The organism is Halomonas sp. PAMB 3264, from assembly GCF_031954245.1.
In the GTDB taxonomy this organism is placed as follows: Bacteria; Pseudomonadota; Gammaproteobacteria; order Pseudomonadales; family Halomonadaceae; genus Vreelandella.
The window spans coordinates 426,373-448,298 of record NZ_CP134866.1; the positions used below are offsets into that span (position 1 = coordinate 426,373).

The window sequence follows — 21,926 nt, forward strand, 5'->3', positions numbered from 1 at the left end:
CGAGGAGCAATCATGCGCGAATTCAAGCGTACCGACCGGGTAGCCGACCAGCTCCAGAAGGAGCTGGCGGTACTCATCCAGCGTGAAATCAAGGACCCGCGCCTTGGCATGGTGACGGTCAGCGGCGCGACCGTCAGCCGCGATCTGGGCTACGCCGACATCTACGTCACCCTGTTGGGTGAACAGGCGCCCGAGCGTATCAAGGAGAACCTGCAGGTGCTCAAGCGCGCCAGCGGTTTTTTGCGAAGCCAGATTGCCAGGCGCATCCAGCTTCGCCATGTACCGGAGCTGCGCTTTCATTTCGATGAAAGCGTGGTGCGCGGTCAGCAGCTCTCCTCGCTGATCGACGAGGCGGTCTCCACTGACCGCGCGCGTCAGGGTGAGGAAGGCGAAGACGCCCAGGACGAGGAGCCGCGCTAATGGCGCGTCGCCGCAAGGGGTTGCCGGTCAACGGCGTGATGCTGCTGGATAAGCCCAAGGGCCTTTCCAGCAACCACGCGCTACAGCGCGTACGTCGTCTGTTTGAGGCGCAAAAGGCGGGGCACACCGGTACCCTCGACCCTATGGCGACGGGCCTTTTACCGATTTGCCTGGGCGAGGCGACCAAGTTTTCCGCCCACCTGCTGGAAGCCGACAAGATGTATCGTACCCGAGTCGAACTCGGGGTGATGACCGATACCGGCGACGCCGAAGGCGAGGTGCTGGAGCGTCGCGACGTGCCCGCGCTCACCGAGGGCGATATCGAGGCCGCGATCGCGCGCTTTCGTGGAGAGATCGACCAGGTGCCGCCGATGTACTCGGCACTCAAGCACCAGGGTAGAAAGCTCTACGAGCTTGCCCGGGAAGGCAAGGAGGTCGAGCGCAAGGCGCGGCGCGTGTGCATTCACGAGGCGCGCTTGATCGGCTTCGACGGCGCGGCCTTCGAGCTCGAAGTAAGCTGTAGCAAGGGCACCTACATTCGAACGCTGGCCGAAGATATCGGCGCGGCACTCGGGTGTGGCGCCCACATCAGCGCCTTGAGACGGCTCAGGACCGGGCCGTTTGATAGCGAAGCGATGTGGACGCTCGAGGAGATCGAGGCGCTCGCCGATCAGCCCACCCGCGAGGCGAAGCTCATGCCCGTGGACGTGCTGGTCGACCATTTGCCGGCGCTGACGGTAGACGATACCGGTCACCAGCGTCTTTCTCACGGCCAGCCCGCGGCGCTCGACGCCACGGCGCTGGGCCTGGAGAATTTGGCACGTCTTTATCACGCCGACGCGTTTATCGGGCTCGGCGTTGTAAAGGGGCCGCAGGAAGTGGCCCCGAAGCGGCTGTTGAGTACGGTCGCTCGTTCGTAAATTCGTCGGAGAATCGTTGCAAGGATGCGGCGATCTGCGCGAAAATAGCCTTGAGACTGCAAATATGCGTGGTCTCACCCATTCAATGTTAAGCATATTGCTGACTGGAGAGACAGATGGCACTAACCGCTGAGAAAAAGGCCGAGATCGTCAACGAATACGGCCGCGGCGAGAGCGACACCGGTTCCCCCGAAGTGCAGGTTGCCCTGCTGAGCGCCAACATCAACGGCCTGCAGGACCACTTCAAAACCAACAAGCAGGATCACCACTCCCGTCGTGGTCTGATCCGGATGGTAAACCAGCGTCGTAAGCTGCTGGACTACCTCAAGCGCAAGGATTTCGAACGCTATCAGTCTCTGATTCAGCGTCTGGGCCTGCGTCGCTAAGACGCTTTGCCGCTCTTTGGGGTGGCAAGCGCTGCGTGCAGTCGAAACGGGCCGCCTTCTGGGCGGCCCGTTTTTTTATGCCTGTACGGTGCGCGGCCTATTTCGGGTTTCTGGTAGCCGTTGACGGCGACAGCGCCTAGAATAGTGGCAGTCAAAACGACCCCAGAAAAGACAAGTAGCTATTTCATGTTAAAGGAAGTCGCCGTGAATCCGGTAAAAAAGACGTTTGAGTTTGGTCGCAGCACCGTCACCCTGGAAACCGGGCGCATCGCCCGCCAGGCAAGTGGTGCCGTCATGGTCACCATGGATGACACCGTGGTGCTGTGCACTGTGGTGGCAAAGAAGGAAGTGAACCCCCATCAGGCGTTCTTCCCCCTGTCGGTGCATTACCAGGAAAAGACCTACGCGGTCGGCAAGATTCCCGGCGGTTTCTTCAAGCGTGAAGGGCGCCCCACCGAGAAAGAGACGCTCACCTCGCGCCTGATCGACCGGCCGATTCGTCCGCTCTTTCCGAAGGGCTTCATGAACGAAGTGCAGGTGATCTGTACCGTTCTCTCCACCGATCGTAACCACGACCCGGACATCGCCGCCATGCTCGGCACCTCGGCGGCGCTTTCGATCTCCGGCGTGCCGTTCAACGGCCCGATCGGCGCGGCGCGCGTCGGCTTCAGCGAAGAGCAGGGTTACTTTTTGAACCCGACCGTCGAAGAGCTCGCCACCTCCGAGCTCAACATGGTCGTCGCCGGTACCCAAAACGCCGTGCTGATGGTCGAGTCCGAAGCCCAGGAGCTACTCGAAGACGAGATGCTCGGCGCCGTACTTTACGGCCATCAGGAGATGCAGGTCGCCATCAGCGCCATCGACGAGCTTACCCGGGAAGCCGGCAAGCCGCGCTGGGAGTGGCAGGCTGCCCAAGAGAACGCCGCGCTCAAGAGCGCCATGGCCGAGCAGTTCGAAACGAAGGTGGGCGAGGCCTACCGCATCACCGACAAGATGGAGCGCCAGGACGCGCTGGCCGGGCTGAAAGAGCAGGCCATCGAAGCGCTGGGCGCCGTCGAAGGTGAACCGGTCAATGACAAGTTCGACCGCGACGAAGTAAAGGGTGCCTTCTCGAGCCTCGAGAAGCGCGTGGTGCGCTCGCGCGTGGTGAAAGGCGAGCCGCGTATTGACGGCCGCGACAACACCACCGTGCGTCCGCTTTCCATCGAAGTCGGCGTGTTGCCCAAGACCCACGGCTCGGCGGTGTTCACTCGCGGCGAAACCCAGGCGATCGCGGTGGCCACCCTCGGCACGCTGCGCGACTCACAGCTGATCGAGTCGCTGGAAGGCGAGCGCAAGGACCGCTTCATGCTGCACTACAACTTCCCCCCCTACTCGGTGGGCGAAGCGGGCTTCATGGGCGGGCCGAAGCGCCGTGAAATCGGCCACGGCCGTTTGGCGCGCCGTGGCGTGCAGGCGATGCTGCCGTCCGAAGAGGAGTTCCCCTACACCATTCGCGTGGTCTCCGAGATCACCGAGTCCAACGGCTCGAGCTCCATGGCCTCGGTGTGCGGCTCCTCGCTGGCACTGATGGATGCGGGCGTGCCGCTGAAGGCGCCGGTCGCCGGTATCGCCATGGGCCTGGTCAAGGACCCGGAAGGTTACGCGGTGCTGACCGATATCCTGGGTGACGAAGACCACCTGGGCGACATGGACTTCAAGGTCGCGGGTTCCGAAGAGGGCGTCACCGCTCTGCAGATGGACATCAAGATCGAAGGCATCAACGAAGAGATCATGGAGACCGCGCTGCAGCAGGCCCACCATGCGCGCATCGCGATCCTCGAGCAGATGAACGCCGTGATCAACCACAGCCGCACCGAGGTGTCCGAGAACGCCCCGTCGATGGCCACCATCAAGATCGACCCGGAGAAGATTCGCGACGTCATCGGCAAGGGCGGCGCCACCATTCGCAAGATCTGCGAAGACACCGGCGCGTCGATCGATCTCGACGATGATGGCACCGTGCGCATCTACGCCGAAGACAAGAAAGCGGCCAAGGCCGCGATCGATACGGTACTGGCGATCACCGCCGAAGCCGAGATCGGCAAGCTCTACAACGGCAAGGTGGTTCGGATCGCCGACTTCGGCGCGTTCGTGAACATCATGCCAGGCACCGACGGGCTGGTACACATCTCGCAGATCGTTGCCGAACGCGTCAATAACGTGCGCGACTTCCTCAACGAAGGCGACGATGTGGTGGTCAAGGTCCTCGATATCGACAACCGCAACCGCGTGAAGCTCTCCATCAAGGAGATCACCGAGGAAGAGAAGGCGGCCTTTACCGCTGAAAGCGAAAACGCCGCCGAGTAATTCTCGCCGCGGTGCTCACTCCGCCCCCGCAGCCCCTGGCTGCGGGGGCGGAATCGTTTGGATACGCAGGACAGGAGAGGGCATGGAGCAGCAAGCAAGGTGGTGGGCGGTCATCGCGGTCATGAGCGGCATATTTCTACTGGTGACCGCCGAGCAGTTGCCGATCGGGTTGCTCTCCCAGGTCGCGTTGGATCTGGGCGTTACCGAGGGCACCGCCGGGCTGATGGTCACGGTGCCCGGGGTGGTGGCGGCGCTCTCGGCACCGCTTCTGCCGGTGGCGGTGGGGCGGCTCGACCGGCGGGTGATGCTCACCGGCCTGATGATCATCATGACGCTTGGAAGCGTGCTCTCGGCGATGGCGGAAAGCTTTATGCTACTGCTGGCCGCACGTGCGCTGATCGGCATGAGCATCGGCGGTTTTTGGGCCATCGCCGGCAGTATCGCACCGAGGCTGGTGCCCGAGGAGAAGGTCGCCCGCGCGATGACGATCATTTTCGGCGGCGTGACCGCGGCCTCGGTGCTCGGCGTGCCGCTGGGCACGCTGCTGGGTGATATCAGCAGCTGGCGCTGGGTGTTCGGCGGGCTCGGCGCTTTTAGCCTGCTGACCGCCGGGCTGATCTGGTTGTGGCTGCCGACGCTGCCGCCTCGCGAGCCGGTACGTCTTGGCATGCTCTTCCAGCAGGTGTTCAACCGCGGCGTGCGCGTTGCGGTACTCACCACTGCCTGTGTGGTCGTGGGCCACTTCGTCGCCTACACCTTCATCAGCCCGATTTTGCAGAACATCAGCGGCATCGAACAGCGCAATGTCAGCACGCTGCTGTTGCTCTACGGCGCCGCCGGCCTCATCGGCAACGTGGTGGCGGGCATGAAGGCCGCGCGCAACCCCTACGCCGCCGTGCTGGCCATTCCGGTGCTGTTGCTGCTGGTAGTGGCGAGCTTTCCGCTTCTGGGCACCCGTCCGATCAGCGGCGTTCTGCTTTTGATGGTGTGGGGGGCGATCTTTGGCAGTATCTCGGTGAGCATTCAGACCTGGATACTGCGTACCGCGCCGAATACCGAGGCGGCCACCGCGCTGATGGCGTTCGTGTTCAACATGTCGATCGGCCTTGGGGCGCTGATCGGCGGACGAGTGGTCGACGCCACCAGCCTGCCCACCACCATGTGGGCCGCCGCGGCGCTGTTTCTGGTCGGCGTGGTGCTAGTCGGGCGCACGCCGTCGCGGCTGGTCAACGGGGGGCGGATTCGCTGATCCGCACGTGCAGGCAATAGAAAACCCCGCTTTCAAGCGGGGTTATTTGTTTTATCTGTACTGGCACACTGTCAGTTGAGGCCAGAAGTGACCCGTAGCGAGGGTCTTTCGCCAGGGAGGGCGAAAGTAGCGTACAGGGACGTATTCACAGCGCCCTCGCGTAGGGTCGCTTCTGGCCGGAGCACAGAAGCTTAAGGACGCTCGATCGCCAGCGCCACGCCCTGACCGCCGCCGATGCAAAGAGTGGCGAGGCCCTTTTTGGCATCGCGGGCGATCATCTCGTGAATCAGCGAAACCAGTACGCGACAGCCCGAGGCGCCGATGGGGTGGCCAAGGGCGATGGCGCCGCCGTTGACGTTCACTTTCGAGACGTCCCAGCCAAGCTCCTTGTTGACCGACATCGCCTGAGCGGCAAAGGCTTCGTTGGCCTCGACCAGGTCCAGGTCCTCAAGGCTCCAGCCCGCTTTCTCCAGGCAGCGCCGGGTCGCCGGTGCCGGGCCGATGCCCATGATCGCCGGATCCACGCCGGCGTTGGCGTAGGCCTTGATACGTACCAGCGGCTCGAGTCCCAGCTCTTTCGCCTTCTCGGCGGAGCAGACCATGACCACCGCGGCGCCGTCGTTGAGCGACGAGGCGTTGCCCGCCGTCACGGTGCCATCCTTCTTGAACGCGGGCTTCATGCCGGCGAGCTTCTCGGCGGTCACTTCGCGCGGATTCTCGTCGGTATCGAACACGATCGGATCGCCCCGGCGCTGGGGGATTTCGACCGGCACGATCTGGCTTTTGAACTTGCCTTCCTTGATCGCGTTGGAGGCGTTCTGCTGCGACTGGGCAGCGAATTCGTCCATCTGCTCGCGGGTGATGCCGTACTTCTCGGCCAGATTTTCTGCGGTGATGCCCATGTGGTAGTCGTTGAAGGCATCCCACAGGCCGTCATGCACCATGGTGTCGATCGCCTTCCAGTCGCCCATGCGCTGACCATTACGCGAATTCGGCAGCACGTGGGGAGAAAGCGACATGTTCTCCTGGCCGCCGGCAATGATCAGGTCGGCGTCGCCGCAGAGAATCGCCTGGGTCGCCAGATGAACGGCCTTGAGACCGGAGCCGCACACCTTGTTGATGGTCATCGCCGGGACGGAGTCCGGCAGCCCCGCCTTGATCGAGGCCTGGCGCGCCGGGTTCTGGCCCACGCCCGCGGTCAGCACCTGACCGAGCAGCACTTCGTTGACCTGCTCCGGTGGGACGCCGGTGGAGGCGAGGATGTCCTTGATGACGTATGAGCCGAGATCACTTGCAGGAATACCCGCGAGCGAGCCGCCGAAGCTACCCACCGCGGTGCGCCGCGCGGCGACAATGACCACTTCTTGCATGACAGAACTCCCGATATGAATAAGGCCGTGGGCCTGTGAACGCGCTCGTTTGTTTCAAGCGTTAGCTGTTTCAAGCGTTTGGTTATTTTAAGCGCCTGATTGTTTCAACCTGGTTGTTTCAAGCGTGTTCTTTCAGCATAGGGAAAGTTGTGCGTTGCGACAATACGCCTTTGGCTCGCGCGCCGCCGGGTTGAGTAGGCTATTGGCCCAGCGTGACGCGGACGTTGTCGATCAGCCGCGCCGGGCCGAGCTTGGCCGCGGCCAGCAAAATGGCCTCGCGCGTTTGCGGGGTGACCGGGCCGAGCTCGGCGCTTTTGAGCTCCACGTAGTCCGGCGCAAAGCCGGCCGCCCCGAGCGCCTCAATCGCCCGGTCCAGCACGTTGGGCGCCGGCTCGCCACGCTCGAGTGCCGCCCTGGCCGACATGAGCGTTTGGTAAAGCGCCGGGGCGGTGGCGCGCTCGGCCTCGCTTAAATAGCCGTTGCGCGACGACAGTGCCAGCCCGTCCTCGGCACGCTGAGTCGCCACGCCGAGAATCTCGATTGGCAGGTGCAGATCCGCCGTGAGCTTTCGAATGACCGCCAGCTGCTGGTAATCCTTCTCGCCGAACAGGGCGATGTCTGGCTGCACCAGGTTGAACAGCAGTGTCACGACGGTCGCCACGCCATCGAAGTGGCCAGGGCGTGCGCCTCCGCAGAGCCCTTCGGACACCAGAGGCACCTGCACGCGGGTCTGGCCCTCTAGCCCGTTGGGGTAGAGCGCGGCGGCGGACGGGGCGAACAGCAGGTCGCAGTCGGCCTCAGTAAGTTTGACCTGGTCCGCTTCGAGAGTGCGCGGGTAGGCGTCGAGATCTTCGCTGGGGCCGAACTGCATCGGGTTGACGAACAGACTCGCCACCACGACATCGGCGTGGCGGCGCGCGGTTTCCACCAGCGCCACGTGGCCGGCGTGAAGATTGCCCATGGTGGGCACCAGCGCAATGCGCTTGCCGGCGCGGCGGTGCTGGGTCAGCGTGGCGCGTAAATCGCCCAGGTCGTGCAGTGTGCGCATGATGAAATCGCCTGACAGTGAAGCTGAAAAGTTAACAATGGGGCAAGGCCGCGTTAGAAGCAGTGCTCGGCGGCGGGAAAAGCGCGGCTTTTCACCGCCGCGTGGTAGCGCTCGAAGGCCCCCGGAATGCTGTCGGCATCCATCATGAAGTTTTTGACGAAGCGCGGGGTATGGCCGTGGGTGACGCCGAGCACGTCGTGCATTACCAGTATCTGCCCGTCGGTATCGGGCCCGGCGCCGATGCCGATCACCGGCACCGACAGCGCCTCGGTCACGGTCTTGCCAAGGCTTGCCGGCACGCACTCGAGCAGGATGATCGAAGCGCCAGCGTCCACCAGCGTTTTGGCATCGTCGAGGATTCGCTTTGCCGTCGCGCCGTCGCGCCCCTGTACCTTGTAGCCGCCGAGCTTGTGCACGGTTTGCGGCGTTAGCCCCAGATGCGCGCACACCGGCACGCCTCGGCGAGTCAGCTCGCGCACGCCCTCGGCCATCCACGCCTCGCCTTCGACCTTGACCATCTCTGCGCCGGCGCGCATCAGCCGCCCGGCATCCTTCAAAAGGCTCTCAATCGTGGCATTGCTCATGAAGGGCACATCCACCATCAACAGGCTCTCGCCCTTGCCGCGGGCGGCGCACGCGGTGTGGTAGCAGATGTCGTCGACGGTTACGGGAAGGGTACTGGTATGGCCTTGCAGCACCATGCCCAGCGAGTCGCCCACCAGCAGCACCTCGATACCGGCGCGGCTGGCCGCACGGGCGAAGGAGGCATCATAGGCGGTCAGGCAGCTAAACGGCTCGTTGGCGCGCTTCAGGGCGCCGAGCGTGCTGAGGGTAACGGGTTTCATGGCGAGCTCTCTGTCCTGGGGAGCGCTAGGGCACTCGTCGGTTCGCAATAGAGAGCCCGATTGTTACTCGGGAAAGCGCGCGGTGTCGAGCGGGCAAAAGGTCTAGCCCCGACTGTTTCCGATCCTTTGAAGGCCGGGGTCATCGAGGCGTTGGAGCCAGTGGTCGGGCGCTTGCTCGAACACGGCGAGCGAGGGGTCGAGCTCTTGTAACGGCACCAGCACGAAGGCGCGCTCACGCATGTGCGGGTGCGGCACCTTCAGGCGTGGGTGCTCGATGCGGGCATCGTCGAAGAGCAACAGATCCAGGTCGAGGGTGCGTGGGCCCCAGTGCTGGAGCCGACGGCGGCGGTGGCGCTGCTCGAGGGCCTGAAGCTGATCCAGAAGCGCAAGGGGCGAAAGCGTGGTCTCGAGTTCGACGACCGCGTTGACGAAATCCGGCTGATCCTGCGGCCCGACCGGGCGGCTCGAGTAGAGCGACGATGCGGCCTTGACGGACGTCAGTGGCAGCTCGTCAAGCTCTTTCATCGCCAGGCTTACCTGGCGCACCGGCTCATCGAGGTTGCTGCCAAGGCCAATATAGGCCCGCGCGGTTTGTAGGCCACCCATTAGTCAGGCTTGCGCGACGGCTTGCGACGCTTCTTGCGCCGCCGGTCGCCCTGGCTTGCCGGGTCGCCGCCGACCTTTTGCAGAAGACGGCGCTGTTCGTGCTCGTCGCCCTGCTGGAACGCTTCCCACCAGTCGCCCAAGCCGCGGGGAATCTCGCCGGCCTGCTCGCGCAACAGCAGCAGATCGAAGGCGGCGCGAAAGCGCGGATGTTCGCGACTCTGGAACGCGCGCTTGCCGCGGCGCTGGGGCAGGCGCGCCTGGAGCTCCCAGATCTCACGCATCGGCATGCCGAAGCGTTTGGGAATCGAGATGTGCTGGAGCTGGCGCATGACCACCTGTTGGGACGCGGTTTGCAGCGCGGGAACCGCGGGCATGCCCTCGTTTTCAAGCGTAGCGGCGCGAAGCGCTACCGGCCCCCACAAAAACGCGGCGAACAGAAACGCCGGGGTGACGGGGCGGTCGTTGGCGATGCGCTGGTCGGTGTTTCTCAGCGCCTGCTCGATCAGCGTTTCGACCCAGGCCGCGTCCGCCATCGCCTCTTCGGCTTCCGGGAAGAGCATGCCGAACAGGCCGTAGTGGCTGAGCAGTTGGAACGTGAGCAGCCCCTGGCCGGACATGAAAAGCTTGAGCGCTTCATCGAACAGCCGCGCCGGCGGTATCTGCAACAAAAGCGGGGCGAGATCGTACATCGGCGCTTCGGTGTCCGGGGCGATCTCGAAGCCGAGCTTGGCGGCAAAGCGCACCGCGCGCAGCATGCGTACCGGGTCCTCGCGATAGCGGGTCGCCGGATCGCCGATCAGGCGCAGCGTGCGCGCGTTGATGTCGCCGATGCCGCCGGCGAAGTCGTGGATCGAGAAGTCGGCGATGCTGTAATAAAGCGCATTGACGGTGAAGTCGCGACGCAGCGCGTCCTCTTCGATGCTGCCCCAGACGTTGTCGCGAAGCAGCAGCCCATCGTCGGACTGCTGAGCGATATTGTCGCCGTGCTCGTCCTGAGGCTTGCCGCGAAAGGTCGTGACTTCGATGATCTCGCGCCCGAAGCGTACGTGAACGATGCGAAAGCGCCGGCCGATCAGCCGCGAGTTGCGGAAAAGGTCGCGCACTTGTTCCGGCGTTGCGTTGGTGGCGACGTCGAAATCCTTGGGCGTTTCACCCAGCAGCGCATCGCGAATGCAGCCGCCGACCAGGTAGGCCTCAAAGCCCGCGCCGTCCAATCGATAAAGAACTTTCAAGGCGGCATCGCTGATCTGCTTGCGCGACACAGGGTGCTCGGAGCGGGGGATGACTTGGGGCGTCAGGGCCTCGACGGGGCTGTCTGGGGAATCGAGCAGCTTTTTCAATTGCTCTCCCGAACCAGGTAAAAAACGGGTAAGTCCTCTAAACATGCGATGGTATCGACTCGCAGTTAAAACGTAGGGTATTTAACAAAAGATTTGGTAAATGATAAGTCGACGAGTGTAGCCGACCCCCAACGCCTTGCAAAGCATTGAAACCAGGATTGCCTAAAACCACCGCGGGTTGGCGGGCGGATCGCAGCGTTTTAAAGCCTTTTAGGGCGATATTTGCGACATGATCCTCGATGCAACGTAAAAAAACACAGGGGCCAGACGCGGAAAGGGGAGGCCAAGTGGGCCTCCCCTGTCAATTCGTTTAGTTCAGCATCCATGCTGCTGTTTTTCTTCATGATGGCACATCGCCCTGAATACGCACCGCAGTCAAAAACTGTACTTGTTAGGCCTCGTGTAGCGAGCCTTGACCGCCTCGTATTCAAAACAATAATCCAACCGCGAACTTTTCTCTCCCGGCGAGTTGTTATTGGCTCCGGGGGTGTACGGCTCGAAACGCTTGTTGTTGTTCGTCGTCTCTTGCGTACGTCGCGTCCATTTTCGGGCTTTGCTATCGATTGTTGTTATTGTTGCGCCATTCTCAGCGCCAGCACTTTTGAGACATTAGCCCGTTGTTGTTGTTAGTGCCTTGTCTCACCCTCGCCCTGTTGTTTTTGTTGTGGCGAGGTTTTCGCGGTACGGCTCGTTGTTATTGTTATGAGCGCTATCAAACCGCTGCCCGATTTATTCTTCTTGCCGAGTAATACTGCACCTGCCGTGCCACTTGTTGAAAAAAAGTGCTATTTCATCGGCTTGTAAAATTTCAGAAAATTTTGGGCGGGCCAGGCGAGTGAAGTGTTACCTGCAAAACGGCGTTTTTTAACCCTGGATGTGTGGGAAGGTAACAGGGGGTGAAACCGAAATTCAGGATATTTCTTTTTCAAATCAGGCTATTGGACGTTAGTTGTAAGCGATGTAGCGCGGTTCCAGGAAGGCGCCGCCTTCAGGCCTGATCCGGGCGCCTGGCGGTCTTTTTGCGCGGAATGCCCAGCCGCTGGCGCCGCTCCCACAGGTTTTTGCGGCTGATGCCCAGTTTTTGTGCAAGCTCGGTTTCGCTCATCTGATCCTGGTGCTCCAGTACGAAATGCTGGAAGTAGTCCTCGAGCGACAGATCCTCTTCGTCCTCGAGCGCTTCCTTTGCATCCGGCGCAGCGGGCGCCGGCGCCGAGCGGTGAGTCACCGGACCAAGGCCCAGATCGTCCGGGTGAATCAAATGGCCCTCGGCGAGAATCACGCCGCGCTCCAGCGCGTTTTCCAGCTCGCGCACGTTGCCAGGCCAGGGGTAGTCCTGCAGATCCTGGCGCGCGGCTCGGGAGAGCCGTAGGCCCTGGCGTTCGTGGCGCTTGCAGGCCTTCTCCAACAGGATGTCGGCGATTTTCAGCACGTCCTCGTCGCGCTCGCGAAGCGGAGGCAGGGCGATCTGCATGACGTTCAAGCGGTAGTAAAGGTCCAGACGAAACTCGCCGCTTTTGGACAGCGCGCGCAGGTCGCGGTGGGTCGCGGTGATCAGGCGTATATCGACATGGCGGGTTTCGACGGAGCCGATCTTGCGGATTTCGCCCTCCTGCAGCACGCGAAGAAGCCGCGCCTGGGCATCCAAAGGAAGCTCGCCGATTTCGTCGAGAAACAGCGTGCCGCCGTCGGCGGCTTCGACCAGCCCCGTGCGGGCGGCGCTGGCCCCGGTGAAGGCGCCTTTTTCGTGGCCGAACAGCTCGGATTCGATCAGCGTTTCGGGAATCGCGGCGCAGTTGACGCAGATCAAGGGGGCCCTGGCGCGCTTGCTCTGCTGGTGAAGCGCTCTGGCGACCAGTTCCTTGCCGGTACCGGACTCGCCCTGGATCAGCACGCTGACGTCCGCCGGCGCGGTCTTTTTGATGCGCGTGTAGACGTGCTGCATGGCGGCGCAGTCGCCGATCATCATGGACTGGGTGCCGCGTTCGTCGGTGATCGAAGGGGCGCTGCCCGAGGCCATCGCGCGCTTGTGCAGAATGCCCTGAACGGTTTCGAGCAGTTCGTCGTGATCAAAGGGCTTGGCGACGTAGTCCACCGCGCCGAGCTTGAGCGCCTCGATGGCCGAGCGCATGCTGGCGTAGCTGGTCATCATCAAAACCGGCGCCGGGGCGGCGGCCTCGATCAGCGCGGTGCCCGGGGCGCCGGGCAGGCGCAGGTCGCTAATGATGAGATCGAACTCCGATAGGGCATGCGTTTGGGCCTGCTCGACGCTGTCTGCCTCGACGACCTCGAACTGGCTTCGCTCCAGAAGGCGCTTCAGGGCGCTGCGAATAATCGCTTCGTCTTCAACAATCAGTATCCTGGCCATGTGAGGGTCGATCATCCTGTTGGTAAAGCGGCAGCCACAGCGTGATGGCGGTGCCGCGCGATTGTCCGCTGGGGGGCGAGGCGCACTCGATCCGGCCCTGGTGTTCGCTGATGATTTGGTACGCCACCGACAGCCCAAGCCCGGTGCCTTCCCCCGGCGCTTTGGTGGTGGTGAAGGGCTCGAACAGGTGATCCTTCACGCTCGGCGCAATGCCCTCGCCGTCGTCGGTCACCCGCCACCATACGAGCCCGTTTTGCTCGCCGGCCTCGACGGTGACCCGCCCCGGCGTCTGGCAGGCGTCGCGGGCGTTACCCAGCAGGTTCACCATCACCTGGGTCAAGCGCTGGCGATCCCCCTGGACCATGAGCGCGGCCGGGCAGGCGTTCTCAAAAGTGACATCCTCGCCCGAGCGGGCCAGATGGATCAAGTGCAGCGCATCGTCGGTGATTTGGTTCGGTGCGACCGGCTCGGCAGGCGGGGCCAGCGCCTGGCGCCCGCCGTGGGCGAAGCCGACCAGTGAGTTGACGATCTTGCTCACGCGCTCGGTCAGCGTCTGGATATGGTCGGCAGTTTCCAGCAGCGCCGGGTCGTCGGTGTCAAAGCGCAGGTTCTGCGCCAGCGACGAAATCCCGGTGATCGGGTTGCCGATCTCGTGGGCAACCCCGGCGGCGAGCTGGCCGATCGAGGCAAGCCTTGCGGCGTGCACCAGCTCCTCTTCCAGCCACTTCATTTCGGTGTGATCCTCGACGAGAATCACGCTTCCGCCACGGCTATCGAGTCCGCTCAACGCCGCCTTGTGCAGCGTAAGAAAGTGATCGCGGCCGTGCAGATTGACCGGCTGTTTATAGAGCGGCGCGCCGGTGGCGCTGAGCGCCTGGGCCAGCAGCGCCGGCCAGGGGGCGGGCAGGCTGTCTCGATGGGCACCGATGACGCTTTCGCCGCTGATGCCGGAAAGCTCGGACAGCGCCTGGTTCCAGAGCGTGAGTTCGTCGTCGTCGCCGAGTACGCAGAGCCCGACCGGCAGGTAGGCGAGCGTCTGGCGGTGGTGGCGGCGAAGCCCATCGAGCTCGCGGGCAAGGCCGGTGAGCCGCGAGCGGTAGGCCTCGAGCCGGCTCTCGACGAAGTGGATGTCGTCGGTGCCCGGTGTGTCGTCGTGGCGGTAGGGCAGGTAGCGGTCGACGATGTCGCGGGCCACCGACGGGCCCATTAGCCCGGAAAGGTTCGCCTGAATGCGGTCGCGCAGCCGGCGCAGGGCGTAGGGACGGCGCTCCTCCGGGCCGAGGTTGAGCGCCTTGAGCGCGCGAGCGACCTCGCGGTCGGCGGCTTCGTCGCCCAGCGCCTGGGCCAGCGGTGCGTGGAAGTCGCGGGCGCTGGCGGCTTCCAGCGGCAGACGCTTGGAGCGGATCACCGCGTCCACCGAGCAGGCCTCGGCGGCGCTGCGCTCGCCTTCCGAGGTGCGGGTGAAAAGCGACACCACGATCAAAAGCACGATGTTGACCGAAAGCGAGATCAGCGTGGTGGTGTACCAGTCTGGCGCATCGGGAGGCATCAGGTCGCTGAAGACCAGCGCCGGCAAGGGGGTGCTTACCAGCAGCGGCAGCCAAAGCCCCCAGAGCCAGATCAGCGCGCCGCCAATGAGGCCTGCGACCATACCGTTGCGGTTGGCGCCGGGCCAGTAGAGCAGCGCCAGCATCCCCGGTAGGCACTGGGCGATGCCGACGAACGCGGCCAGCCCCAGATCGGTCAGGGTGTGATCGCGGCTGATGCCTTCGGCAAAAAGCCAGCCGCTGGCCACCACCGCCACGATCAGCGCGCGGCGAAGCCACAACAGCCAGCCGTAGAGGTTGCTGCGCGCCTCCGGCGGCCGGGCGACGAGCACGCCGTGGTTGAGCACCATGCCCGAAAGCGACAGCGCCATCATGATCATGGTACCGCTGGCCGCAGCAAGCCCGGCGACAAAGGCGAGCGCACCAACGCCCCAGTGGCTCGAAAGCAGATAAGCGGCGTACGCGGGCAGCGGTATGTCGCTTGCAACCGACTGCGCCGCCCACCACACCAGCGGCACCGGTAGCGCCAGCAGCAGTAGATAAAGCGGCAGCGTCCAGCTCGCCTGCAACAGCGTATGGCGCGACAGGTTCTCGGCGAAGGTGATCTGAAAAAGATGCGGCATCATGAAGGCGCCCGCGAAGAACAGCAGCAGCAGCGTACGCCACTGGGCGGATTCGAGCCGGGGGGTGGCGGCCTGTAGCGCGGCTCCCGGGCCGTCGAGCCACTGCTGCAGATCCTGGGGGCCGCTGAACACCCACCAAAGCGCCACGCCGCCGAGTGCCAGCATCGCCGCGAGTTTGATGAGTGATTCCAGCGCCAGGATGCCCAGCAGCGTGTCGTGACGGTGCTGGTGGCGGTGGCGCGCGCCGCAGAGAATCGCGCCGAGCGCGATAGCGGCGCAAAACAGCAGCGCGATACCGTCGCTGTGGCGGCTTTGCGTCAGCTCAAAGACCGCCTCGCTCAGGGTTTTGACCTGAATGCCCAGAAGCGGCAGCACCGCTAAAAGGCTCAACAGCGTGACCAGCGACCCCACCCAGCGCGAGCGAAAGCGAAACGCGAACAGATCGGCGATCGAGGAGAGCTGGTAGGTGCGGGTGATGCGCTGGATCGGCACCAGCAGCACCGGGGCGAGCAAAAATGCACCGGCCGCGCCCAGGTAGTAGGCGAGATAGCCAAAGCCTGCCTTCGAGGCGAACTCGATGCTGGCGTACACCGCCCAGGCGCTGGCGTAGATGCCGAGTGCCAGGGTATAAACCAGCGGATGGCGCGTCACGCGTACCGGGATCCGCCCGCGCTCGATCGCTACCCCGCAGCCGAGCAAAAACGCGAAATAACCAAGGCCCAGGCCGAGAACGACGATCAGCTCAGCGCTCATCCAGCTTCCTTTTCTGCTCGAGCCACAGCGTCAGCGCGATCAACGCGCCCCAGATCAAAAACGGCCGGTACCACACGGTGCCCGGCTCGTTCCAGCCGCCCATCAGCACCGGCGACAAAAGATAGCCACCGAACACCAGAAACAGCAGCAGACGATAGACGTACATGTCACCTCTCTTCTTGGTACGCGTCGGGGGCGGGGCGCTCGCGAGCAGGCGCTATGCGCTCGACGCGCCAGTGCGCCACCGCCCAGGCGAGCTGCTCGGCGGGCGCGGCGCCCTTGAGCTCGACGGGCGGCGCCTGGTCGAGCGTTTCGATCGCCTGGAAAAGCTGGCGGGCGATGGCGACCGGCTCGCTTGCAAGCGCCGGCGCCAGATTCTGCTTGGAGAGTTTCTGGCCATCTGGCGACATCACCAGCGGCAGGTGCAGGTAGCGCGGCACCGGGTAGCCAAGCGCGCCTTGAAGCTGCATTTGCCAGGGCGTGTTGTCGAGCAGATCGACCCCGCGCACGATATCGCTGATGTGTTGATCGGCGTCGTCTACCACCACGGCGAGCTGGTATGCCCAGAGGCCGTCCTTGCGCTTGAGCACCACGTCGCCCAGATCCGCCGGGTCGAAGCGCTGCGCGCCAAGTAGGCGGTCCGGCCATATGATCGGGCGCTGGCCGAGATCGGTTCGAAGCCGCCAGGCGATGGGTTTGCCTGGCTCGCGAAGTCCATCGCGACACCAGCCGGGGTAAATGGGGTGCGTCTGCCACTGCTTGCGCGAGCAGCTGCACGGGTAGCTCAGGCCCTGTTGGCGAAGGCGCTCGAGTGCCGCCTGATAGGCGTCGCTGCGCGCACTTTGCCAAACGATGGGGCCGTCCCAGTGCAGGCCGAACGCCTCGAGCTGGCGCAAAATGGTGGTGTCGGTGCCCGGCGGGCAGCGCGGCGGGTCGATGTCCTCGATGCGCACGAGCCACTGCCCGCCCACGGCGCGGGCGTCCAGGTAGCTTCCAAGCGCGGCCACTAACGAGCCAAAGTGCAGCGGGCCGGAGGGCGTGGGCGCAAAGCGGCCCCGGTAGTGAGAAAAAGTGGTCATGAGGGGCATGATGCGGCAGGTGAAATGACCCGGCAAGCCATAAAAAAGCGGGCACCCATGAGGGTGCCCGCTTTCAGGACATCGAGGCGGTGCTTAGCCGCCGAGCTGCTTCTCCTTGAGCTCGGCAAGCGTCTTGCAGTCCACGCAGAGCGTGGCGGTGGGGCGCGCTTCCAAACGGCGAATGCCGATCTCGACGCCGCAGGCCTCGCAGAAGCCGTAGTCGTCCTCGTCGATGTTCTCGATGGTCTCGTTGATCTTTTTCAAAAGCTTACGCTCGCGGTCCCGGGTGCGCAGCTCCAGGCTAAAGCCCTCTTCCTGGGTCGCCCGGTCGGCGGGGTCGGCGTAGTTATTGGCGTCTTCCTGCAGGTGGCGCACGGTGCGGTCCACCTCTTCCATGAGGTCCTGCTTCCAGTTGAGCAGCAGCTGGCGAAAGTGCGCAAGCTGCTTGTCGTTCATGTACTCTTCACCCGGCGCCGGCTCGTACGGAGTGAAGGATGTGGACGCTTCCGGTTTTTGTTCCGCTACAGACATGGGAGTGCCCCTTGCTCGAGTGACTGTGTTCCATCGCGACAACACCACGATTTCACGCCAAAGGGATGCTTGTTTAGCCTAAAATGCATCGCCATGCAAGCACAACCGGCTGTCTACGACGAACGTCTAATTTCTTAACGCACTTTACTACCTCTCATCGATAGAGCGCTCAAGGAGTTTAAATGGGCTGGAATCCCCGCCTCGACCAGGTCGCGCCGTTTCGCGTGATGCACCTGCTGGAAATGGCCCAGGCCCGCGAGGCCCAGGGCTTTGACGTCATCCATCTGGAAGTGGGCGAGCCGGACTTCCCCACGCCTGCGCCGATTCTGGCCGCCGGTCAGGCTGCCCTGGCCGACGCGAAAACCCGCTATACCCCCGCCGCGGGATTGCCGGCGCTGCGCGAGGCGATTAGCGGTCACTACCGGGATCACTTCGGGGCCGAGGTGGATCCGGCGCGCATCATCGTCACCCCCGGCGCGTCCGGAGCGCTGCTGCTTGCAAGCCAACTGCTGGTAAGCCCTGGCGACCGGGTGTTGATGGCAGACCCGAACTACCCCTGCAACCGCCACTTCATGGCGCTGGCCGGCGCCGAGGTAGACGCCATCCCGGTCGGCGCCGACACCGGCTGGCAGCTCGATGCCGGGCTGGTCGAGCGTCACTGGCAGCCGGCCACGCGCTTGGCCATGCTCGCCACGCCGTCAAACCCCACCGGCCACACCCTGAGCCGGGCGGGGCTTGCCGGCGTGTGCGAGGCGGTGGCGGCTCGCGGCGGCGAGCTTCTGGTCGACGAGATCTATCAGGGGCTCAACTTTGACGGTGCGCCGCTTTCGGCCACGGCGCTTTCAAGCGAGGCATTCGTCGTCAATAGCTTCTCGAAGTACTTTGGCATGACCGGCTGGCGCTTGGGTTGGCTGGTGGCGCCTGAGCGCGCGATCGAGCCCTTGACGCGGCTGGCCCAAAACGTCTTTCTGGCGGCATCCACGCCCGCCCAGCACACCGCGCTTGCGGCCTTCACGCCTGAGTGCCGTGAGGAGCTGGAGCGTCGCCGCGCCGTGCTGAAAGAGCGCCGCCGAGTGCTGCTAGACGGTCTGGCCTCGCTGGGTTTGGCGCCGGACGTGGCGCCCCAGGGCGCGTTCTACGTGTGGATCGATATTTCGCGCTACAGCCGCGATAGCCAAACGTTTTGCCAGCGGCTGCTCGAAGAGGAGAACGTGGCGATCACGCCGGGCATCGATTTCGCCGTTGAGGGCGGCGAGCGCTTCGTGCGCATCGCCTTCACCGCGGACGTGGCACGCCTGGAGGAAGCGCTGGTGCGCCTGGCCCGCTTCGTGGCGCGCGCATGATTTACCATGACGCCCTGGTGCCGGGCATCCTGCTGCGCCGCTACAAGCGCTTTTTTGCCGATGTGCGGCTGGACGACGGCCGCGAGGTGACTGCCCACTGCCCCAACACCGGCTCGATGAAAAGCGTCAACGTGCCGGGGTGTCGGGTGTGGCTCTCGCCAAGCGACAACCCCAAGCGCAAGCTGGCCTGGACCTGGGAGCTGATCGAGCTGCCGGAGGCGAGCGGCCAGGTGGCGCTTGCCTCGATCCACACCGGCCGCGCCAACCGCATCGTCGAGACGGCGCTCGAGGACGGTAAGCTCGACGCGCTGGCCGGGTTCGATACGCGCCGCCGCGAGGTGACGGTCGACGACTCGCGGCTCGACTTTCTGCTCGAGGACTCAAGGAGCGGGCGCCGCGCCTATCTCGAGGTCAAGCAAGTGACGCTCCTTGAGGACGACGGCCACGGCTACTTTCCGGCCTCGGTCAGCACCCGCGGACTCAAGCATCTTCAGTCGCTCGAGGCGCTGGCGCGGCGCGGCGAGCGCGCGGTGCTGGTGTTTTGCGTGGCGCACCAGGGCATCGACGATGTCGGCCCGGCCACGCACATCGACCCGGCCTACGCCGCGGGCTTGCACGCGGCGGTGGCGCAGGGGGTGGAAGTGCTGGCCTACGGTATCGGCATCGGATGGGAGGCGAGCGCGCCGACATCGATCTTCATCGAGCGCGCCCTGGACGTGCGCCTTTAACGTCGACGGACGCGGAAGATGGCGATCTCACCAAAGAGGTTGGGCCACCACTTGGACGTCCAGTGGCCGCGATGCTCACCGACACCCACGGCGCGGTCGACGATCACCAGCCCCTTCTCGCGACACAGCTGCTCGAAGTCGTTGAAGGTGGAGAGGTGAATGTTGGGCGTGTCGTACCAGGCGTGGGGCAGCGACTTCGACACCGGCATGTAGCCGCGCAGGCCCAGATACACCCGGTGGCGCCAGTAGGCGAAGTTCGGAAAAGTGATGATGCCTTCGTTGGCCACCCGCAGCATTTCGTCGAGCATCTTGTCCGGTCGGCGCAGCGCCTGCAGCGCCTGGGTCATGATCACCTGGTCATAGCTCTGGTCGCAGAAGTTGCCAAGGCCATCGTCCAGGTTGTGCTCGATCACCGAGACGCCGCGCGCCACGCACGCGGTGATGCCCGCCGGGTCGATCTCCAGGCCATAGCCGGTCACCGCTTTCTCGCGGCCCAGGCGCTCGAGCAGCGCGCCGTCGCCGCAGGCCAGATCCAGCACGTGCGCGCCTTTGGGAATCCAGTCGAAAATCTGCTCGAGGTCGGTGCGCATCATGACCGGGGCTCCTGGCGAGTGGCATCGAGCCCGAGCTCCTCGGCGGCGCGCGCCATGAAGGCGCTAAACAGCGCCTCGTAGCGCGGCTCGGGCAGCAAAAAGGCGTCGTGGCCGTGGGGGGATTCGATGTTGGCGTAGCTGACCGGCTTGCCCGCGTGAATCAACGCATCGACCAGCTCTTTTGATCGCGAAGGCGGAAAGCGCCAGTCGGTGGTGAAGCTGACGATCAAAAACGGGCACTGCGCCGGCGCTACGGCCCTGGCCAGCTCGCCGCCGTGCAGCGCCGAGGGGTCGAAGTAGTCCAGCGCCTTGGTCATCAACAGATAGGTGTTGGCATCGAAGGCGGTGGAGAAGGCGTCGCCCTGGTAGCGCAGGTAGGATTCGACCTGAAACTCGACGTCGAAGCCGAAGTTGAGATCCTCGCTACGCAGATCGCGGCCGAACTTGGTGCCCATGGCGTCTTCGGAGAGATAGGTGATGTGACCCACCATGCGCGCAAGCTTCAAACCCCGTTTGGGCACCGTGTCGTGCTCGGCGTACCAGCCGTCGAAAAACTCCGGGTCCGAGCGAATCGCCTGGCGGGCGACCTCGTTGAAGGCGATGTTCTGCGCCGAGAGTCTGGGCGTGGCCGCGATGATCACCGCGTTGGCGACCCGCTCTGGATGGGTGATCGTCCACTGCAGCACCTGCATGCCGCCCAGGCTTCCGCCGACCGCCGCCGCCCACCGCTCGATCCCCAAGTGATCCGCCAGGCGCGCCTGGCTTGCCACCCAATCGCTCACCGTCACCATGGGGAAGTCCGGCCCCCACTGACGGCCGGTGTCCGGGTTGTGGCTAACGGGCCCGGTGCTTCCGTGGCAGCCGCCCAGGTTGTTCAGCGATACGACGAAAAAACGGTTGGTGTCGATCGGCTTGCCCGGGCCGATGTGCGCGTCCCACCAGCCGGGCTTTTTATCGTCCGGATGGTGGTAGCCCGCGGCGTGATGGTGGCCCGAAAGCGCGTGGCAGATCAGCACGGCGTTGGTGCGCTCGGCGTTCAACGTGCCGTAGGTCTCGAAAATCAGCTCGTACGCCGGCAGCACCCGGCCGCAGGCGAGCGGCAGCGGCGTGTCGAAGCGGGCCACGTGGGGTGTGACCAGCCCGACGGAGCCCGGCGGGTAGTCGCGCCCGGGGCGCGTATCCAATTCAGGCATCAATGGCGTCAATCCTGCAAAATCCGGGTGAAGGCGCTCACAGCCCGACCAGCGCGCCGGGCGCGCCCGCCTGGCGAATCAGCGAGCCCACGACGAGTCCATCGATCAAATTGATGGCGATGAACACCACGATCGGCGAGAGATCGATCATGCCCAGCGGCGGAATCACCTTGCGCACCGGCGCCATGATCGGCTCGACCAGCTGCATCACCAAAAGCGCGCCCGGGTGGCTTGCGTTGGGCGCCACCCAGCTCAGAATGATCATCACGATCAGGGCGAAGAAGTAGATCTTCAAAATGGCGTTGGCAAGGGACGCGATGCCGGCGATGACCAGCTGCACCACCGGCGGCATGCCCAGGCCAAACAGTATGAAAATGGCGATGATGCTGACCACCTTCAGCACGAACGCCGCCGCCAGTGTGGCCAGATCGAAGCGCCCGGCCACCGGCCCTAAAAAGGCCTGGAAGGGCCCGACCACCGGCTGGGTGATCTTGACCACCGACTGGCTCATCGGGTTGTAGTAGTCCGCGCGCGAGGCCTGCAGCAGAAAACGCAGCATTAAAAGAAATAAATAGATGTTGATGAGCGTGTTGACGATCATCAACCCGGCGCTACCCACTTGGCTGCCCATTGCTTGC

At 64.1% G+C, this 21,926-nt stretch carries 20 protein-coding genes; 7 read left to right on the forward strand and 13 right to left on the reverse strand.

Annotation, left to right across the window (positions count from 1 at the left end; all coding sequences use genetic code 11):
- The first annotated feature begins 12 nt into the window (after window positions 1–12).
- From rbfA to RN347_RS01975, 5 genes are all read left to right on the forward strand, one after another.
- The gene (rbfA, locus tag RN347_RS01955; protein ID WP_311959734.1) at window positions 13–420 is read left to right on the forward strand and encodes a 30S ribosome-binding factor RbfA; all 408 of its coding nucleotides are present in this window, start codon (window positions 13–15) and stop codon (window positions 418–420) included.
- Window positions 420–1,340, forward strand: coding sequence for a tRNA pseudouridine(55) synthase TruB (gene truB / locus RN347_RS01960; RefSeq protein ID WP_311959736.1), 921 nt, complete (start codon window positions 420–422; stop codon window positions 1,338–1,340). The genes rbfA and truB overlap by 1 nt, the downstream gene beginning before the upstream one ends.
- 116 nt (window positions 1,341–1,456) lie before the next feature.
- Window positions 1,457–1,726, forward strand: coding sequence for a 30S ribosomal protein S15 (gene rpsO, locus RN347_RS01965; RefSeq protein ID WP_074397689.1), 270 nt, complete (start codon window positions 1,457–1,459; stop codon window positions 1,724–1,726).
- 186 nt (window positions 1,727–1,912) lie between these two features.
- Window positions 1,913–4,075: a polyribonucleotide nucleotidyltransferase gene (pnp, locus tag RN347_RS01970; protein ID WP_263585298.1), complete on the forward strand. Its 2,163-nt coding sequence runs from the start codon at window positions 1,913–1,915 to the stop codon at window positions 4,073–4,075.
- Between the two features lie 82 nt (window positions 4,076–4,157).
- Entirely contained in the window at window positions 4,158–5,324 is a 1,167-nt protein-coding gene (locus RN347_RS01975) for an MFS transporter (RefSeq protein ID WP_311959742.1), read from the forward strand.
- Between the two features lie 191 nt (window positions 5,325–5,515).
- Here RN347_RS01975 and RN347_RS01980 read toward each other — a convergent pair whose 3' ends face one another.
- From RN347_RS01980 to dksA, 10 genes are all read right to left on the reverse strand, one after another.
- Complete coding sequence (locus RN347_RS01980) at window positions 5,516–6,694, reverse strand: acetyl-CoA C-acetyltransferase (RefSeq protein WP_311959744.1); 1,179 nt, start codon at window positions 6,692–6,694, stop codon at window positions 5,516–5,518.
- Window positions 6,695–6,893: 199 nt separating this feature from the next.
- Window positions 6,894–7,742 carry a pantoate--beta-alanine ligase gene (panC, locus tag RN347_RS01985; protein ID WP_311959748.1) on the reverse strand — a complete coding sequence of 283 codons (849 nt, stop codon included), beginning with the start codon at window positions 7,740–7,742 and terminating at the stop codon, window positions 6,894–6,896.
- 53 nt (window positions 7,743–7,795) lie between these two features.
- Window positions 7,796–8,587 (reverse strand): 3-methyl-2-oxobutanoate hydroxymethyltransferase, encoded by a 792-nt coding sequence (gene panB / locus RN347_RS01990; protein WP_311959753.1) that lies wholly within the window; start codon window positions 8,585–8,587, stop codon window positions 7,796–7,798.
- A gap of 102 nt (window positions 8,588–8,689) precedes the next feature.
- The gene (gene folK / locus RN347_RS01995) at window positions 8,690–9,193 is read right to left on the reverse strand and encodes a 2-amino-4-hydroxy-6-hydroxymethyldihydropteridine diphosphokinase (RefSeq protein WP_311959757.1); all 504 of its coding nucleotides are present in this window, start codon (window positions 9,191–9,193) and stop codon (window positions 8,690–8,692) included.
- A complete protein-coding gene (pcnB, locus tag RN347_RS02000) occupies window positions 9,193–10,578 on the reverse strand; it encodes a polynucleotide adenylyltransferase PcnB (RefSeq protein ID WP_263585292.1) in 1,386 nt (461 codons plus the stop codon). The genes folK and pcnB overlap by 1 nt, the downstream gene beginning before the upstream one ends.
- A 943-nt stretch (window positions 10,579–11,521) precedes the next feature.
- Window positions 11,522–12,898 (reverse strand): sigma-54 dependent transcriptional regulator, encoded by a 1,377-nt coding sequence (locus RN347_RS02005; RefSeq protein WP_311959762.1) that lies wholly within the window; start codon window positions 12,896–12,898, stop codon window positions 11,522–11,524.
- Window positions 12,876–15,821 (reverse strand): ATP-binding protein, encoded by a 2,946-nt coding sequence (locus RN347_RS02010; protein ID WP_263585290.1) that lies wholly within the window; start codon window positions 15,819–15,821, stop codon window positions 12,876–12,878. The genes RN347_RS02005 and RN347_RS02010 overlap by 23 nt, the downstream gene beginning before the upstream one ends.
- Window positions 15,811–15,987, reverse strand: coding sequence for a hypothetical protein (locus RN347_RS02015; protein WP_263585289.1), 177 nt, complete (start codon window positions 15,985–15,987; stop codon window positions 15,811–15,813). The genes RN347_RS02010 and RN347_RS02015 overlap by 11 nt, the downstream gene beginning before the upstream one ends.
- 1 nt (window position 15,988) lies before the next feature.
- Window positions 15,989–16,900 (reverse strand): tRNA glutamyl-Q(34) synthetase GluQRS, encoded by a 912-nt coding sequence (gene gluQRS, locus RN347_RS02020; protein ID WP_311959765.1) that lies wholly within the window; start codon window positions 16,898–16,900, stop codon window positions 15,989–15,991.
- A 93-nt stretch (window positions 16,901–16,993) separates the two neighbouring features.
- Window positions 16,994–17,431 (reverse strand): RNA polymerase-binding protein DksA, encoded by a 438-nt coding sequence (dksA, locus tag RN347_RS02025; RefSeq protein ID WP_263585287.1) that lies wholly within the window; start codon window positions 17,429–17,431, stop codon window positions 16,994–16,996.
- A gap of 182 nt (window positions 17,432–17,613) precedes the next feature.
- On the opposite strand from dksA, the gene RN347_RS02030 reads away from it, so the two are divergent.
- Both RN347_RS02030 and sfsA read left to right on the forward strand, forming a co-directional pair.
- Entirely contained in the window at window positions 17,614–18,774 is a 1,161-nt protein-coding gene (locus RN347_RS02030; RefSeq protein WP_311959768.1) for an aminotransferase class I/II-fold pyridoxal phosphate-dependent enzyme, read from the forward strand.
- Window positions 18,771–19,502, forward strand: coding sequence for a DNA/RNA nuclease SfsA (sfsA, locus tag RN347_RS02035; protein WP_311959770.1), 732 nt, complete (start codon window positions 18,771–18,773; stop codon window positions 19,500–19,502). Before RN347_RS02030 ends, sfsA begins: the two co-directional genes overlap by 4 nt.
- On the opposite strand, the gene metW is transcribed toward sfsA, so the two are convergent.
- Genes metW through RN347_RS02050 form a run of 3 tightly spaced genes read right to left on the reverse strand, consistent with a single transcriptional unit; the run spans window position 19,499 to window position 21,919 of the window.
- Entirely contained in the window at window positions 19,499–20,092 is a 594-nt protein-coding gene (metW, locus tag RN347_RS02040; protein ID WP_263587354.1) for a methionine biosynthesis protein MetW, read from the reverse strand. The genes sfsA and metW overlap by 4 nt on opposite strands.
- A complete protein-coding gene (locus tag RN347_RS02045; protein ID WP_311959773.1) occupies window positions 20,092–21,288 on the reverse strand; it encodes a homoserine O-acetyltransferase in 1,197 nt (398 codons plus the stop codon). Before RN347_RS02045 ends, metW begins: the two co-directional genes overlap by 1 nt.
- A 37-nt stretch (window positions 21,289–21,325) precedes the next feature.
- Window positions 21,326–21,919, reverse strand: coding sequence for a YggT family protein (locus RN347_RS02050; RefSeq protein WP_311959775.1), 594 nt, complete (start codon window positions 21,917–21,919; stop codon window positions 21,326–21,328).
- Between the last annotated feature and the right edge of the window lie 7 nt (window positions 21,920–21,926).